Origin of the sequence: Vibrio vulnificus NBRC 15645 = ATCC 27562, assembly GCF_002224265.1 — a bacterium.
Taxonomy (GTDB): Bacteria; Pseudomonadota; Gammaproteobacteria; order Enterobacterales; family Vibrionaceae; genus Vibrio; species Vibrio vulnificus.
The window spans coordinates 1,668,001-1,683,892 of the sequence record NZ_CP012881.1 but is presented as its reverse complement, the minus strand read 5'-3'; the positions used below and the strand labels follow the sequence as shown (position 1 = coordinate 1,683,892).

Annotated in this window: 12 protein-coding genes and 2 tRNA genes; 1 reads left to right on the top strand and 13 read right to left on the bottom strand. The window is 46.3% G+C overall.

The features are described from left to right. Positions 1 to 4: 4 nt before the first annotated feature. Complete coding sequence (locus AOT11_RS07820) at positions 5 to 490, bottom strand: hypothetical protein (RefSeq protein WP_017420190.1); 486 nt, start codon at positions 488 to 490, stop codon at positions 5 to 7. Positions 491 to 595: 105 nt separating this feature from the next. Beyond that, positions 596 to 1,381: an NAD(+) diphosphatase gene (gene nudC, locus AOT11_RS07815; RefSeq protein WP_017420189.1), complete on the bottom strand. Its 786-nt coding sequence runs from the start codon at positions 1,379 to 1,381 to the stop codon at positions 596 to 598. Between the two features lie 194 nt (positions 1,382 to 1,575). Here nudC and AOT11_RS07810 point away from each other — a divergent pair, with 194 nt between their 5' ends. Further along, positions 1,576 to 2,070: an Rsd/AlgQ family anti-sigma factor gene (locus tag AOT11_RS07810; RefSeq protein WP_011079203.1), complete on the top strand. Its 495-nt coding sequence runs from the start codon at positions 1,576 to 1,578 to the stop codon at positions 2,068 to 2,070. A 141-nt stretch (positions 2,071 to 2,211) separates the two neighbouring features. Here AOT11_RS07810 and rpoC read toward each other — a convergent pair whose 3' ends face one another. The 11 genes from rpoC to AOT11_RS07755 all read right to left on the bottom strand — a co-directional run bounded on the left by rpoC (position 2,212) and on the right by AOT11_RS07755 (position 15,879). Beyond that, positions 2,212 to 6,414 (bottom strand): DNA-directed RNA polymerase subunit beta', encoded by a 4,203-nt coding sequence (gene rpoC, locus AOT11_RS07805; RefSeq protein ID WP_017420188.1) that lies wholly within the window; start codon positions 6,412 to 6,414, stop codon positions 2,212 to 2,214. A 75-nt stretch (positions 6,415 to 6,489) separates the two neighbouring features. Further along, entirely contained in the window at positions 6,490 to 10,518 is a 4,029-nt protein-coding gene (gene rpoB / locus AOT11_RS07800; RefSeq protein ID WP_089529796.1) for a DNA-directed RNA polymerase subunit beta, read from the bottom strand. A gap of 250 nt (positions 10,519 to 10,768) precedes the next feature. Continuing rightward, on the bottom strand, positions 10,769 to 11,137 hold the full coding sequence (rplL, locus tag AOT11_RS07795; RefSeq protein ID WP_011079200.1) for a 50S ribosomal protein L7/L12: 369 nt from the start codon (positions 11,135 to 11,137) through the stop codon (positions 10,769 to 10,771). 60 nt (positions 11,138 to 11,197) lie between these two features. Further along, positions 11,198 to 11,686, bottom strand: coding sequence for a 50S ribosomal protein L10 (rplJ, locus tag AOT11_RS07790; RefSeq protein ID WP_011079199.1), 489 nt, complete (start codon positions 11,684 to 11,686; stop codon positions 11,198 to 11,200). A 290-nt stretch (positions 11,687 to 11,976) separates the two neighbouring features. Further along, positions 11,977 to 12,678 (bottom strand): 50S ribosomal protein L1, encoded by a 702-nt coding sequence (gene rplA / locus AOT11_RS07785; protein ID WP_017420186.1) that lies wholly within the window; start codon positions 12,676 to 12,678, stop codon positions 11,977 to 11,979. A gap of 4 nt (positions 12,679 to 12,682) precedes the next feature. Continuing rightward, entirely contained in the window at positions 12,683 to 13,111 is a 429-nt protein-coding gene (gene rplK, locus AOT11_RS07780) for a 50S ribosomal protein L11 (RefSeq protein WP_017420185.1), read from the bottom strand. 142 nt (positions 13,112 to 13,253) lie between these two features. Next, positions 13,254 to 13,802, bottom strand: a complete 549-nt coding sequence (nusG, locus tag AOT11_RS07775; protein ID WP_011079196.1) for a transcription termination/antitermination protein NusG — start codon at positions 13,800 to 13,802, stop codon at positions 13,254 to 13,256. A gap of 13 nt (positions 13,803 to 13,815) precedes the next feature. Continuing rightward, positions 13,816 to 14,196, bottom strand: a complete 381-nt coding sequence (gene secE / locus AOT11_RS07770) for a preprotein translocase subunit SecE (RefSeq protein WP_011079195.1) — start codon at positions 14,194 to 14,196, stop codon at positions 13,816 to 13,818. A 232-nt stretch (positions 14,197 to 14,428) separates the two neighbouring features. Next, on the bottom strand, positions 14,429 to 15,613 hold the full coding sequence (tuf, locus tag AOT11_RS07765; protein ID WP_011079194.1) for an elongation factor Tu: 1,185 nt from the start codon (positions 15,611 to 15,613) through the stop codon (positions 14,429 to 14,431). Between the two features lie 101 nt (positions 15,614 to 15,714). Further along, positions 15,715 to 15,790 (bottom strand) — tRNA-Thr (locus AOT11_RS07760). A gap of 14 nt (positions 15,791 to 15,804) precedes the next feature. Continuing rightward, positions 15,805 to 15,879, bottom strand: a tRNA-Gly gene (locus AOT11_RS07755). Positions 15,880 to 15,892: the final 13 nt, after the last annotated feature.

Below are 15,892 nucleotides of genomic sequence, written 5' to 3'. Positions count from 1 at the left end.
GTCATTAGTTCCAAGCTTGCTTGATGTACTTCAAAGTCGAAGAATCATACGCGGCATTTGGATTCAACGAAACATTCAGCACTTTGCCACCATCTGCTAATGCGAATGAGGACTTGCGAGCTTTAATTGACTCCTGACCTGCAAATTGGATCTTCTCTACTTTTTGGAACTCTGCTTTGTATAATTCGGCATGTTCAGTCGTAGTGCAAAGCTTCACCATATCGTCATAGATGTAGTTGATCAGACCACCAAGCCAACCGGTGGTTTTTACCGGATCCAATCTTTCTTCTGCAAAATTGTAGCCATCCCAAGCACTCCAATCGATATTGGCCTGCAGCGTTTGGTTTCCGCATGCACTTTGCACCTTCGCCATATTTTCCGTCATGGTTTTTTCAGTCAGCATCCGCTTCGCTTTGACCTCAATGCTGGCATTTGCAGTTCCTGACAATGTCAGAATGACTAAGGCACCTAACCAATAACTTGCTTTCATAATTCATACTCCATTATTTATAAGATTATCATTACAGAATAACATCCCGATTAGAGTATCAATAAAAGTGTCTCAAAAATGATTAAGTGCTGTTATTTTATACAGTTACGAGTCAGATCTCATATTAAGCAACGTTTGTTCTATTAACGCTCTAGCTATCGTGCCTGTTGGTGCGACGGGGGGCAAATTATCACTGGCGAACCATTTAGCATCCGCTAACTCGCTGTAGTCTGGTTTTAACTCTCCGGCGTGGTAATCTGCCAAAAAGGCCATCATCATACTGGAAGGAAAGGCCCATGGTTGACTACCAAAGTAACGAATGTTGGTCACTTCAATGCCGGTTTCTTCTTTCACCTCTCGAGCGACGCACTGTTCCAATGTTTCACCAACCTCTACAAAACCAGCGATCACGGTATACATACCATTGCGGTGTCTGGGGTGCTGTGCCAACAAAATACGCTGCTGCTTTCGCACCGCAACAATAATACATGGGAAAATTCTCGGGTAATGCAAGGTCCGGCATTCCCCACACTGCATCGCGAGTTGGTTGTGATTAAGGTGATTGCGTCCACCACACTGAGGACAAAAACGCATTGTTTGCGTCATATGGCCATATTGAATGGCTTTGCTCATGAGCAAAAAGAGCGGCTCAGGAAAATGTAAACACTCACGCAGCGAGTGCATTTCTAAACTCTGCTCGACATCTGCTTCGTTGAGCCACATGACGGGATGATGGTTATAGCTGCCGATTTGCTGCGCCTTTTCTGCCACTAAGTTGAGCTCATTGCTTGTCGCAAGGGGAAGTTGCCCATCCACCAGCCAAAGGTCACTGCCCGACACAACGCACCAATATGCTTTCTGGCCATGCTTGCTGTCACTATTCGATAACATTCCTATTCCTCATCGCTTGCAGTTGATTCATTTTACTGGCAATCTAATTTCATACCAGAATTTGTAGACGATGTCGTTTCAAGCTATAAATTCTAGGAAGGACAAGAGTTTGTATCCGGTTGGTCAATTTGCCAAGGTACTGGCTTCACTATGCAAAGGAAACGATCACGGTTTCGTGATGAGCTCATGAGGGCATGGTCATGCTAAAAAAATTCAAACAAACACAAGAACAATGGGGTGGCTCTAGTGAAGTCATTGACCATTGGTTAGAAACTCGTCAATCGTTGATTGTCGAATATTGTAAGCTTGCTGCACTGCAGCCCTGTTCAACCAAATCCAACGTTTTAGAACTTCCCTCTCCCCACGAATTACAACAATTCTGTCAGCACTTAGTCGACTATATTTCTGAAGGCCACTTTAAGATTTATGACATGGTCATGGATAAATGGCGCGCCACAGGTTTTGAAGCCACGACAGAGATTAATGAAACCTACGCAAAAATCGTACTCACGACCGAACCTTTGCTCAGTTTCACAGATATGTACGCAAGTGTGGGTGAAGATGATCCTCTTGAAAGCTTCGAACCCGATCTCTCGAAGGTTGGCGAGATCATTGAATTACGCTTTGAGGTCGAAGATCACTTGATTCAACTGATTGCCGATAGCCTTTCCGTCCCACCGGGCGCTTAGCTATCCATCACGCCTCCGATTTCACTTGTCTCGATGAACCCGCTGTATGCGGGTTTATTTTGTGGCTAGACAAGCGATGTGATAGCAATAGATAAACAAAAGGCACCTCGAAAGGTGCCTTTTTTATGCTTCAATCAGCGATTACTCGTCTGAAGAGAAACCTGCGTTCAGTAGCGCCGCTAGGTTATCCGTTGCTTGCGCAGCAGATGGACCTTCTTGCTCTTGAGCACGTTTCGCCTGACGATCTTGGTGGTAGGCAAAACCTGTACCAGCTGGGATCAGACGACCTACAATCACGTTCTCTTTCAGGCCACGTAGATCATCACGTTTACCAGAAACGGCTGCTTCTGTTAGTACGCGAGTCGTTTCCTGGAACGATGCTGCAGAGATGAACGATTCAGTTGCAAGAGACGCTTTAGTGATACCTAGTAGCTCACGTTCGAAGCGAGCTGGCTCTTTGCCTTCTGCTTCTAGATTACGGTTAGCAATCTTCACTTGTGAGTATTCTACTGTCTCACCTGGTAGGAACTCAGAGTCACCAGCATGAGTAATAGTACACTTACGTAGCATCTGACGAACGATAGTCTCAATGTGCTTATCGTTAATCTTAACGCCTTGCAGACGGTAAACTTCCTGAACCTCGTTTGCGATGTACTGGGTCACTGCGTGGATACCACGTAGACGCAGGATATCGTGTGGAGCTTCTGGACCATCAGCAATTACGTCACCACGTTCAACGCGCTCACCTTCGAACACGTTCAACTGACGATGCTTAGGAATCATCTCTTCGTATGTCTCACCACCCTCACGAGTGATAATCAGACGACGCTTACCTTTGGTCTCTTTACCGAAGCTTACAGTACCAGTGTGTTCTGCAAGGATAGCTGGCTCTTTCGGCTTACGAGCTTCAAATAGGTCAGCTACGCGTGGTAGACCACCGGTGATGTCTTTGTTACCGCCCGATTTCTGAGGAATACGAGCTAGAGTGTCACCAATGCCTACTTCAGCGCCATCTTCGATGTTCACGATCGCTTTACCAGGTAGGAAGTATTGAGCTGGCATATCTGTACCAGGGATCATTACATCGTTACCTGCCGCATCAACAAGTTTGATAGCTGGACGCATATCTTTACCTGCTGCTGGGCGAGCCGCGGCATCCGTCACTTCGCTTGAAGATAGACCAGTTAGATCGTCTGTTTGACGAGAAACAGTTACACCATCAATCATATCAACGAATTGAACACGACCTGCCACTTCAGTGATGATTGGCATGGTGTGCGCTTCCCAGTTTGCTACTGTTTCACCAGCAGTTACTGCGTCGCCATCTGCCTTGCTCAATGAAGAACCGTAAGGCAGTTTGTGTTTCTCTTTGGTACGACCGAATTCATCAATGATAGTCAGCTCAGAAGCACGAGAAGTGATTACTAGCTTGCCATCTTTATTGATAACGAATTTCGCGTTGTTCAGCTTAACAGAACCGTTGTTCTTAACTTGAACGCTGTTTTCTGCTGCTGCTGTCGATGCCGCACCACCGATGTGGAACGTACGCATCGTTAGCTGTGTACCAGGTTCACCGATAGACTGAGCAGCAATTACACCCACTGCTTCACCTTGGTTCACTAGGTGACCACGTGCTAGGTCACGACCGTAACACTGTGCACAACAACCGAAGTCAGAGTCACACGTTACAACAGAACGTACAGTGATCTTGTCAACTGAGTTGTCATTGATGATCTGACACCATTTCTCATCCAATAGCGTGTTACGCGGGATAAGAATTTCTTCAGTACCAGGCTTAACGATGTCTTCAGCAACCACACGACCTAGCGCAAGCTCAGTCAATGCTACTTTAACGTCACCACCCTCGATATGAGGCATCATTTCGACGCCTTCTAGCGTGCCACAGTCGTGTTCTGTTACAACCACGTCTTGTGCAACGTCTACTAGACGACGAGTTAGGTAACCCGAGTTCGCCGTTTTCAGTGCCGTATCCGCAAGACCCTTACGAGCACCGTGCGTTGAGATAAAGTACTGAAGTACGTTTAGACCTTCTTTAAAGTTTGCAGTGATCGGCGTTTCGATGATTGAACCATCTGGACGCGCCATCAGACCACGCATACCCGCTAGCTGACGAATCTGAGCTGCAGAACCACGAGCACCTGAGTCCGCCATCATGTAGATGCTGTTGAAAGACTCTTGCTGTTCTTCTTCACCGTCACGGTTGATGACCGTTTCAGAAGAAAGGTTCTCCATCATCGCTTTCGCTACGCGATCGTTGGTCGATGCCCAAATATCGATCACTTTGTTGTAACGTTCGCCCGCAGTTACAAGACCAGACTGGTATTGTTCCTGGATTTCACGTACTTCTTCTTCCGCTTCTGCGATTTCCGTGTACTTCGCTGGTGGTACAACCATGTCGTCGATACCAACAGACACGCCAGAAAGTGCAGCGTAAGCAAAACCGGTGTACATGATTTGGTCAGCGAAGATTACTGTATCTTTCAGACCTAGCTTACGGTATGCCTCGTTAAGTAGGTTAGAAATCTGCTTCTTACCTAGCTTTTGGTTAACGATGCTGAACGGTAGGCCTTTCGGTACGATTTGCCACAACATAGCACGGCCGATAGTGGTGTCCACCATCTTAGTTTCTGTTGTGCTGTGACCATCTTCATCAACCACTGTCTCAGTGATACGAACTTTAACGCGCGCGTGCAGTGCTGCAGTCTTAGTGCGGTATGCTTTTTCAGCTTCAGCAGGACCTGCTAGGTACATGCCTTCGCCTTTCGCGTTGATCATTTCACGAGTCATGTAGTACAGACCCAATACAACGTCCTGAGAAGGTACGATGATCGGATCACCTGACGCTGGCGACAGAATGTTGTTTGTCGACATCATCAGAGTACGAGCTTCTAGCTGTGCCTCTAGTGTTAGAGGTACGTGAACCGCCATTTGGTCACCATCGAAGTCCGCGTTGTATGCCGCACACACAAGTGGGTGTAGCTGAATCGCTTTACCTTCGATCAGTACTGGTTCGAATGCCTGAATACCAAGACGGTGAAGTGTCGGTGCACGGTTCAATAGTACTGGGTGTTCACGGATTACTTCGTCTAGGATATCCCAAACAACCGCTTCTTCACGCTCTACCATCTTCTTAGCCGCTTTGATTGTCGTCGCTAGGCCACGAGTCTCAAGCTTGCTGTAGATGAATGGTTTGAACAGCTCAAGTGCCATCTTCTTCGGAAGACCACACTGGTGCAGACGAAGGTATGGACCTACTGTGATTACAGAACGGCCAGAGTAGTCTACACGTTTACCTAGAAGGTTCTGACGGAAACGACCTTGTTTACCCTTGATCATATCAGCAAGAGATTTCAAAGGACGCTTGTTCGAACCTGTGATCGCACGACCACGACGACCGTTATCCAGTAGCGCATCAACAGACTCTTGCAGCATACGTTTTTCGTTACGTACGATGATGTCCGGAGCAGCTAGCTCTAGAAGACGCTTCAAACGGTTGTTACGGTTGATCACACGACGGTATAGGTCGTTCAGATCTGAAGTCGCAAAGCGACCGCCATCTAGTGGTACTAGAGGACGTAGATCTGGCGGAAGAACTGGAAGTACAGTTAGGATCATCCACTCAGGGTTGTTGCCTGAAGAGATAAACGCTTCAACCAGTTTCAAACGCTTAGTCAGTTTCTTACGCTTAGTTTCAGAGTTAGTGGTATCTAGCTCTTCGCGCATCTGCTCAACTTCAGCGTGCAGATCCATTGAACCTAGTAGGTCCTTGATCGCTTCTGCACCCATTTTCGCAGTGAACTCGTCACCCCACTCTTCTAGACGATCCAGATACTCTTCTTCAGTCAGCATCTGAGATTTTTCTAGATCCGTCATACCAGGTTCAGTAACTACGTACATTTCGAAGTAAAGAACACGCTCGATATCACGTAGAGGGATATCCATCAGTAGACCGATACGAGACGGTAGCGATTTTAGGAACCAGATGTGAGCAACTGGAGAAGCCAGTTCGATGTGGCCCATACGGTCACGACGAACTTTAGTCTGAGTAACTTCTACACCACATTTCTCACAGATCACACCACGGTGCTTCAGGCGCTTGTATTTACCACAAAGACACTCGTAGTCTTTTACTGGGCCAAAGATACGCGCACAGAATAGACCATCGCGTTCAGGTTTGAACGTACGATAGTTGATCGTTTCAGGTTTTTTAACTTCACCAAAAGACCATGAACGAATCATGTCTGGTGAAGACAGACCGATTTTGATTGCATCAAATTCTTCGGTCTTATGCTGTGCTTTCAGAAAGTTTAATAAGTCTTTCACAATCAGCTCCTGTAAGGAGTTAAAAGCAGCCAGCCGTGTGAAACTGGCTGCTTTCTACCAAATAACCCGGACGGATTACTGTTCGTCTTCTAGCTCGATGTTGATACCTAGCGAGCGGATCTCTTTCAACAGTACGTTGAACGATTCAGGCATGCCAGGTTCCATCGCGTGGTTACCATCTACGATGTTTTTGTACATCTTAGTACGGCCGTTAACGTCATCCGACTTAACCGTTAGCATTTCTTGTAGCGTGTAAGCAGCACCGTATGCTTCTAGTGCCCATACTTCCATCTCACCGAAACGCTGACCACCGAACTGAGCTTTACCACCTAGTGGTTGCTGAGTTACCAGACTGTACGAACCAGTAGAACGTGCGTGCATCTTGTCATCTACAAGGTGGTTCAGTTTCAGCATGTACATGTAACCTACGGTTACAGGACGCTCAAACGCATCACCTGTGCGACCATCAAACAGAGTTAGCTGACCAGACTCTGGCAGATCGCCAAGTTTTAGTAGCTCTTTGATTGATGCTTCAGACGCACCGTCAAATACTGGAGTCGCAATCGGTAAGCCACCACGTAGGTTGCCAATCAGAGTACGAACTTCTTCATCAGACAGAGAAGCGATGTCTACTTTCTGGCGAGTTTCGCCTAGATCGTAAACTTTTTGCAGGAATTCGCGGAATTTCGCTAGTTCTTGCTGCTCTTTAACCATCTGGTTGATCTTGTCACCAATACCTTTCGCTGCCAGACCTAAGTGTACTTCTAGGATCTGACCGATGTTCATACGCGAAGGTACACCCAGTGGGTTTAGTACGATATCAACAGGCTGGCCTTTTTCATCGTATGGCATGTCTTCAACAGGGTTGATCTTAGAGATTACACCCTTGTTACCGTGACGACCGGCCATCTTATCACCAGGCTGGATACGACGTTTCACCGCTAGGTAAACTTTAACGATCTTCAGTACGCCAGGTGCTAGGTCATCACCTTGAGTGATCTTACGACGCTTGGTTTCAAACTTCTTATCGAAGTCTGCTTTTAGCTCGTCGTACTGCTCTGCAAGTTGCTCAAGCTGAGTTTGCAGTGCATCGTCTTCAAGAGTCAGTTCTAACCACTTCTTACGATCAGTTGTATCTAGCTTCGCTTCAGAGTAACCACCTGATAGAAGAACCGCTTTAACACGGTTTAGAAGACCACCTTCCAGAATCTGGAATTCTTCCGTTAGGTCTTTCTTCGCTTCTTTCAGCTGCATCTGTTCAATTTCAAGCGCACGCTTGTCTTTCTCTACGCCATCGCGAGTGAAAACTTGAACGTCGATGATGGTACCTGAAACAGAGTTTGGTACACGTAGTGATGTATCTTTAACGTCAGATGCTTTTTCACCGAAGATTGCACGTAGTAGCTTCTCTTCAGGCGTTAGCTGAGTTTCGCCTTTTGGCGTTACTTTACCAACTAGGATGTCGCCACCCTTCACTTCCGCACCGATGTAAACGATACCTGACTCGTCTAGTTTAGACAGAGCAGATTCACCTACGTTTGGAATATCCGCTGTGATTTCTTCCGAACCCAGCTTGGTATCACGCGCCACACAAGTCAGTTCTTGAATGTGGATAGTCGTGAAGCGGTCTTCTTGAACTACGCGCTCAGATACTAAGATCGAGTCTTCGAAGTTGTAGCCGTTCCAAGGCATGAACGCGATACGCATGTTCTGACCAAGTGCAAGTTCACCTAGGTCTGTTGAAGGACCATCAGCAAGCACATCACCACGTAGTACTGGTTCGCCAGGCATCACACATGGACGCTGGTTGATACAAGTGTTTTGGTTAGAACGAGTGTATTTGGTTAGGTTGTAGATATCGATACCCGCTTCGCCAGGAATCAACTCTTCTTCATTAACCTTCACCACGATACGAGATGCGTCAACTGACTGGATAATACCGCCGCGTTTAGCAACCGACGTTACACCAGAGTCAACCGCTACGTTACGCTCAATACCTGTACCTACAAGTGGTTTCTCTGCTTTCAGAGTAGGAACCGCCTGACGTTGCATGTTCGCACCCATTAGAGCGCGGTTAGCATCATCGTGTTCTAGGAACGGGATTAGAGATGCTGCGATAGATACTACTTGGTTAGTTGCAACGTCCATGTAATCAACATGTTCGCGTGGGTGCAGACCAGATTCGCCTTTTTGACGAGCAGTGATAAGCTCATCGGCGAAAGTACCATCTTCGTTCAGCTTCGCGTTCGCCTGAGCGATAACGAATTGACCTTCTTCGATCGCTGATAGGTAATCCACTTCGTCTGTCACAACACCATCAACAACACGACGGTATGGCGTCTCTAGGAAACCGTACTCGTTACAACGTGCAAATGCTGATAGAGAGTTGATCAGACCGATGTTCGGACCTTCAGGCGTTTCGATCGGACATAGGCGGCCGTAGTGAGTTACGTGTACGTCTCGAACTTCGAAACCAGCACGCTCACGAGTAAGACCACCAGGACCCAATGCATAAATACGACGCTTGTGCGTAACTTCTGATAGCGGGTTGTTTTGGTCCATAAACTGAGACAGCTGAGAAGAGCCAAAGAACTCTTTTACTGCCGCAGAAATTGGCTTCGCATTGATCAAGTCTTGTGGCATCACTGCGTCAAGATCGCCTAGGCTCAGACGTTCTTTCACTGCACGTTCAACACGTACTAGACCAACACGGAATTGGTTTTCAGCCATTTCGCCAACAGAACGGATACGGCGGTTACCTAGGTGGTCGATATCGTCCACTTCGCCTTTACCGTTACGGATAGCGATCAGCTTCTTCATCACTTCGATGATATCAGTTTCATCAAGTGTGCCTTGCTCTTCTGCGTCATCACGGCCAATAGAGCTGTTGAACTTCATGCGGCCAACAGTCGATAGGTCATAACGCTCTTCAGAGAAGAACAAGCTTTCGAATAGAGCTTCAGCAGCTTCTTTCGTTGGTGGCTCACCAGGGCGCATCATGCGGTAGATTTCTACCAGTGCAGAAATACGATCAACAGAGCTGTCGATGCGTAGTGTTTCTGACATGAATGGGCCATGGTCTAAATCGTTTGTAAACAGGACTTCTAGCTGCTTGTGGCCAGCTTGAGATAGCTTAGCCAATGCTTCAAGGCTGATTTCCTGGTTCGCTGCAACGATGATCTCGCCAGTCGCTTCATTGATGTAATCTTTTGACGACACTTTGCCTACGATGTACTCAACTGGTACTTCGATCTGATCAACGCCTTCTTTTTCAAGCTGACGGATGTGGCGTGCCGTAACACGACGACCTTTCTCTACATAGACAGTGCCGTTTGCTTCGATATCAAACGTTGCCGTTTCACCACGTAGGCGATCTGGTACCAACTCCATCATTAGCGTCTGGTCTTTCACTTCGAAATTCACTTTTTCGAAGAAAGTATCCAAGATCTCTTCAGTGCTCTTACCTAGTGCACGAAGAATGATGGTTGATGGTAGCTTACGACGACGGTCGATACGTACGTACAGGTTGTCCTTAGGATCAAACTCAAAATCAAGCCATGAACCACGGTAAGGAATGATACGCGCGTTGTACAGAACTTTACCAGAAGAGTGAGTCTTACCTTTGTCGCTGTCGAAGAACACACCTGGGCTTCGATGTAGCTGAGATACGATAACCCTCTCGGTACCGTTAATCACAAAGGTACCATTGTCTGTCATGAGTGGAATTTCACCCATGTAGACTTCTTGTTCTTTAATGTCTTTTACAGTGCCTGCAGGCGCGTCTTTATCAAAAATAACTAGGCGTAGCTTTACGCGAAGTGGTTTTGAATAAGTTACACCACGGATTTGACATTCTTTAACATCAAAAACTGGCTCACCAAGACGGTAGCTAACGTATTGCAGCTCAGAATTACCATTGTAGCTCTGAATAGGGAATACAGAACGGAAAGCAGCCTCAAGACCGTACTGTCCTTCAGGATCCTGTTCGATAAATTTATCGAACGAATCGAGCTGGATCGATAGCAGGTATGGAATGTCCAAAACTTGTGGACGAGTACCAAAGTCCTTACGGATGCGCTTTTTCTCGGTATAAGAGTAAACCATGGGGTTCCTCAGCTCGCTGATAAGTGACCCAAACTGTCCGCCCGCTCCTAGTTTCTTAAGGGGGGTAAGGGACAGAGACTAATATAACTGTTTACTGTAGTGACATTTCATTGCGAATGAATGAAATGTTTTTTGCTTGGATAAAGGCGCTTAAACAGCAGGAAAATTCGCCTATACCCTACAGCGCAAAAAGGCCGGTGGTTAAAAAACCACCAGCCATTAGCCGTTAGGCTAGGAGACTAAGTAATAATTACTTGATCTCAACAGTTGCACCAGCTTCTTCTAGCTCTTTCTTAAGAGCTTCAGCTTCAGCTTTCTCAACGCCTTCTTTCAGTGCTGCTGGAGCGCCGTCAACTAGAGCTTTAGCTTCTTTCAGGCCAAGACCAGTTGCGCCACGTACTGCTTTGATTACAGCAACTTTGTTAGCACCAGCAGAAGCTAGGATAACGTTGAATTCAGTTTGCTCTTCAACAGCTGCACCAGCTGCTGCGCCACCTGCAACTACAGCAGCAGCTGCAGTAACACCGAATTTTTCTTCCATTGCAGAGATTAGTTCAACAACTTGTGTTACAGACATTTCTGCGATAGCGTCTAGGATTTGCTCGTTAGTAATAGACATAACAATTCTCTTTTAAGTCAACAATAAGTTTATTAAGCAACCAGTAAAAAGCAATGCGAATTACGCAGCTTCTTTTTGATCGCGGATAGCAGCGATAGTACGAACCAGCTTGCCTGCAGAAGCTTCTTTCAGACACATCATTAGACGTGCGATTGCTTCGTCGTAAGTTGGTAGCGTTGCTAGAACTTCAGCGTCAGTTAGCGCGCCTTCAAATGCAGCAGCTTTGATCTCGAATTTTTTGTTCTCTTTAGCGAAGTCTTTGAAAAGACGCGCTGCAGCACCTGGGTGCTCGTTAGAGAACGCGATTAGAGAAGGACCAGTGAAAGTGTCAGTTAGACACTCATACTGAGTACCTTCAACCGCACGGCGTGCTAGTGTGTTACGAACAACTTTCATGTAAACACCCGCTTCACGAGCTTGTTTACGTAGAGTAGTCATCGCATCAACAGATACGCCACGAGAGTCAGCTACAACTGCAGAAAGTGCACCAGCGGCAGCTTCGTTGACTTCAGCAACAATTGCTTTTTTGTCTTGAAGATTTAAAGCCATCTTGGATTAACTCCTGGTTGTTGTTACACCACTCACTATTATCACAACAGTGAGAGCTATTGAGGTGCTTTTCCCAGAAGAAAGGTAACTATTTACATAGAGCTTTCTGTCAGTTCGGGCACCATCTACGTAGGAAAATTAAGTCAGTTCGAAAACTGGCACCTACGGTCTTGGACGGAGACTGGGTCTTAATTCATAGAGTAACAAAGTACTCAAAGAACCAAAGTTCAGCCCCAACCACAAATATTAGGCGCAAAATTATACATAATTTTTGCGCCTAAGCAAATAGATTATGCTTGAGTGCTCAGGGTACCCTGATCAACAGCAACACCAGCACCCATCGTAGTAGAGATGCTTACTTTCTTCAGGTAAGAACCCTTAGCTGAAGATGGCTTAGCTTTCTTAAGAGCAACTAGAAGTGCTTCTAGGTTCTCTTTGATTTGCTCAGCAGAGAAGTCTACTTTACCGATAGTAGTGTGGATGATACCGTTTTTGTCGTTACGGTAACGAACCTGACCAGCTTTAGCGTTCTTAACCGCTTCAGCAACGTTAGGAGTTACAGTACCAACTTTAGGGTTTGGCATTAGACCGCGAGGACCTAGGATAGTACCTAGTTGACCTACAACGCGCATTGCATCCGGAGAAGCAACAACTACGTCGAAGTTCATTTCGCCTTTCTTAACTTGCTCAGCTAGATCTTCCATACCAACAAGGTCTGCGCCAGCTGCTTTCGCTGCTTCAGCGTTTGCACCTTGTGCAAATACTGCAACGCGAACGTCACGGCCAGTACCGTGTGGCAGTACAGTTGCACCACGTACGTTTTGGTCAGATTTACGAGCATCGATGCCTAGGTTTACAGCAACATCAACAGACTCAACAAACTTAGCAGTCGCTAGTTCTTTAAGAAGAGCAACAGCTTCGTTGATTTCGTATTCACGAGTTACATCAACTTTTTCGCGGATAACGCGCATGCGCTTAGTTAGTTTTGCCATGATATTAACCCTCTACCACTAGGCCCATTGAACGAGCAGTACCTGCGATAGAACGCTTCATCGCTTCGATGTCAGCACCAGTCATATCAGCAGCTTTAGCTTCTGCGATTTCTTGGATTTGAGCGTCAGTTACAGTACCCACTTTTTCAGTGTTTGGACGACCTGAACCAGACTTAACGCCAGCCGCTTTCTTCAGTAGAACTGCAGCAGGTGAAGTCTTAGTTACGAACGTGAAAGAACGGTCGCTGTATACAGTGATAACAACAGGAACAGGAAGACCTTTTTCCATTGATTCTGTTTTCGCGTTGAACGCTTTACAGAATTCCATGATGTTAACACCACGTTGACCTAGTGCTGGACCAACCGGTGGACTTGGGTTTGCCATACCAGCAGCAACTTGCAGCTTGATATAAGCTTCAACTTTCTTAGCCATGATAATACCTAATTCTTGGGTTCAAACGCTAATCTCTGATCAGCTCCCCGTTATCAACAAAACTTTTTGCTCAATAGAAGCAAAAAGGCGCGAAATTATAGTCATAATTCGCGCCTAGTACAAGCCCAATTAAGGTGCTTTTTTAATCAAGTTTTTCAACCTGACCAAATTCAAGCTCTACCGGTGTCGCTCGACCAAAGATCGATACAGACACTTTCAGGCGGCTCTTCTCATAATCCACTTCTTCAACCGTGCCGTTAAAGTCCGCAAATGGACCTTCGTTGACACGAACCACTTCACCCACTTCGTACATAGTACGTGGACGAGGTGCTTCACTTGCTTTCTCTAGGCGATTAAGAATCGCATCCGCTTCTTTATCAGAAATCGGAGCTGGACGGTCAGAAGTACCACCAATGAAGCCCATGACACGCGGCACACTGCGAACGAGGTGCCATGATTCATCATTCATAATCATTTGAACAAGGACGTAACCAGGGAAGAACTTACGCTCAGACTTACGGCGTTGACCTGCACGCATTTCTACGACTTCTTCAGTCGGCACTAGAACTTCACCAAAATACTCTTCCATACCGTGCATTTTGATATGCTCACGAAGAGACTGAGCGACACGGCCTTCAAATCCAGAGAAGGCTTGAACCACATACCAGCGTTTTTTAGGAGCTTCACTCATGAATTAAAACCCTCTATACCCCAGTTGCGAAAGCAATTAGACGAACCATGATGCCGTCAATGCCCCACAGAACCAGAGCCATTACAATACTTACAGCCAAAACGATCAACGTTGTTTGCATAGTTTCTTGGCGAGTAGGCCAAACGACTTTGCGCACTTCCATACGTGATTCTTTGGCAAACACAATCGCTTCTTTACCTTTTGTTGTTGTTGCAGCCACACCAAGCGCAGCAGCAATAAGTACAACAACACCTGCAGCGCGAATCACCACAGAAAGTTCACCATACAGGTAATTACCCACAACAGCGGCAGCAAGCAGAACAAAAGTGGTTACCCACTTAAAGGTATCTGCTGCATTAGAGCTATCAGGAGTTTCAGCATTATTTGCTTTCATAAAACCAACCTGTCACAAGTCTTAATATAGACGACAATAACCCCGCTGTTGCAGGGCAAACTCCATATCGCTGCACACAGTTAGCGACAGCGTATTTATTCTGATTAAGCATCACTTCTCAATCAATTCTTCTTCACTCAAGATAACCCTGCACAATAAAGCAGCAAAAATTATATTGAGCGTAGAAAAAGGGCATCAAATGATGCCCTTTTTACTAGCTGTTCGTCAAATCTTATTCAAAGATTTTAGCAACAACACCAGCACCAACAGTACGGCCACCTTCACGGATCGCGAAACGTAGACCTTCGTCCATCGCGATTGGAGAGATTAGCTCAACAACCATTTGGATGTTGTCACCAGGCATTACCATTTCTACGCCTTCTGGTAGAGAGATATCACCAGTTACGTCAGTTGTACGGAAGTAGAACTGTGGACGGTAGCCTTTGAAGAATGGAGTGTGACGACCACCTTCATCTTTAGAAAGTACGTATACTTCTGATTCGAACTTAGTGTGTGGAGTGATTGAACCTGGCTTAGCAAGTACTTGGCCACGTTCTACTTCATCACGCTTAGTACCACGTAGTAGCGCACCAACGTTCTCACCCGCACGACCTTCGTCTAGAAGCTTACGGAACATCTCAACACCAGTACATGTAGTAGTTGTAGTATCTTTGATACCTACGATTGCTACTTCATCACCAACTTTCAGAATACCACGCTCGATACGGCCAGTTACTACTGTACCACGACCTTGGATTGAGAATACGTCTTCGATTGGCATTAGGAATGGTAGATCGATTGCACGCTCTGGCTCTGGGATGTAAGTATCTAGAGCTTCAGCTAGTTCGATGATTTTCGCTTCCCACTGCTCTTCGCCGTTTAGTGCGCCTAGTGCAGAACCTTGGATAACTGGTAGGTCATCACCTGGGAAATCGTATTCAGATAGAAGTTCACGAACTTCCATTTCTACTAGCTCTAGAAGCTCTTCATCATCAACCATGTCACATTTGTTCATGAATACGATGATGTAAGGGATACCAACCTGACGGCCTAGTAGGATGTGCTCACGAGTTTGTGGCATTGGGCCATCTGTCGCAGCAACAACTAGGATACCACCGTCCATCTGTGCAGCACCAGTGATCATGTTTTTAACATAGTCAGCGTGTCCAGGACAGTCTACGTGTGCGTAGTGGCGAGCTGGAGTGTCGTACTCTACGTGAGAAGTAGAGATTGTGATACCACGCTCACGCTCTTCTGGAGCGTTGTCGATTGATGCGAAGTCACGAGCAGCACCGCCGTAAACTTTTGCAAGAGTAGTACAGATAGCTGCAGTTAGAGTTGTTTTACCGTGGTCAACGTGGCCGATAGTACCAACGTTTACGTGCGGTTTTACACGTTCAAATTTTTCTTTAGACATGAATAGTCCCTCTAGGTACGGATTTAGGTGGCCCGAATTGACCACGCAACCAAAAAAGATAATTGGTAAATCTTATATCAAAAGGAAATAACTTTGAGAGCTGGTGCTGATAGGCAGACTCGAACTGCCGACCTCATCCTTACCAAGGATGCGCTCTACCACCTGAGCTATATCAGCACTCAAATTGTGAGTGGAGCGGGCAGCGGGAATCGAACCCGCATCATCAGCTTGGAAGGCTGAGGTAATAGCCATTATACGATGCCCGCAACACGTAACTCT

Coding starts and splice junctions, on each gene's coding strand:
- AOT11_RS07820 (WP_017420190.1), bottom strand. CDS start 490: ATGAAAGCAAGTTATTGGTTAGGTGCCTTAGTCATTCTGACATTGTCA.
- nudC (WP_017420189.1), bottom strand. CDS start 1,381: ATGTTATCGAATAGTGACAGCAAGCATGGCCAGAAAGCATATTGGTGC.
- AOT11_RS07810 (WP_011079203.1), top strand. CDS start 1,576: ATGGTCATGCTAAAAAAATTCAAACAAACACAAGAACAATGGGGTGGC.
- rpoB (WP_089529796.1), bottom strand. CDS start 10,518: ATGGTTTACTCTTATACCGAGAAAAAGCGCATCCGTAAGGACTTTGGT.
- rplL (WP_011079200.1), bottom strand. CDS start 11,137: ATGTCTATTACTAACGAGCAAATCCTAGACGCTATCGCAGAAATGTCT.
- rplJ (WP_011079199.1), bottom strand. CDS start 11,686: ATGGCTTTAAATCTTCAAGACAAAAAAGCAATTGTTGCTGAAGTCAAC.
- rplA (WP_017420186.1), bottom strand. CDS start 12,678: ATGGCAAAACTAACTAAGCGCATGCGCGTTATCCGCGAAAAAGTTGAT.
- rplK (WP_017420185.1), bottom strand. CDS start 13,111: ATGGCTAAGAAAGTTGAAGCTTATATCAAGCTGCAAGTTGCTGCTGGT.
- nusG (WP_011079196.1), bottom strand. CDS start 13,802: ATGAGTGAAGCTCCTAAAAAACGCTGGTATGTGGTTCAAGCCTTCTCT.
- secE (WP_011079195.1), bottom strand. CDS start 14,196: ATGAAAGCAAATAATGCTGAAACTCCTGATAGCTCTAATGCAGCAGAT.
- tuf (WP_011079194.1), bottom strand. CDS start 15,613: ATGTCTAAAGAAAAATTTGAACGTGTAAAACCGCACGTAAACGTTGGT.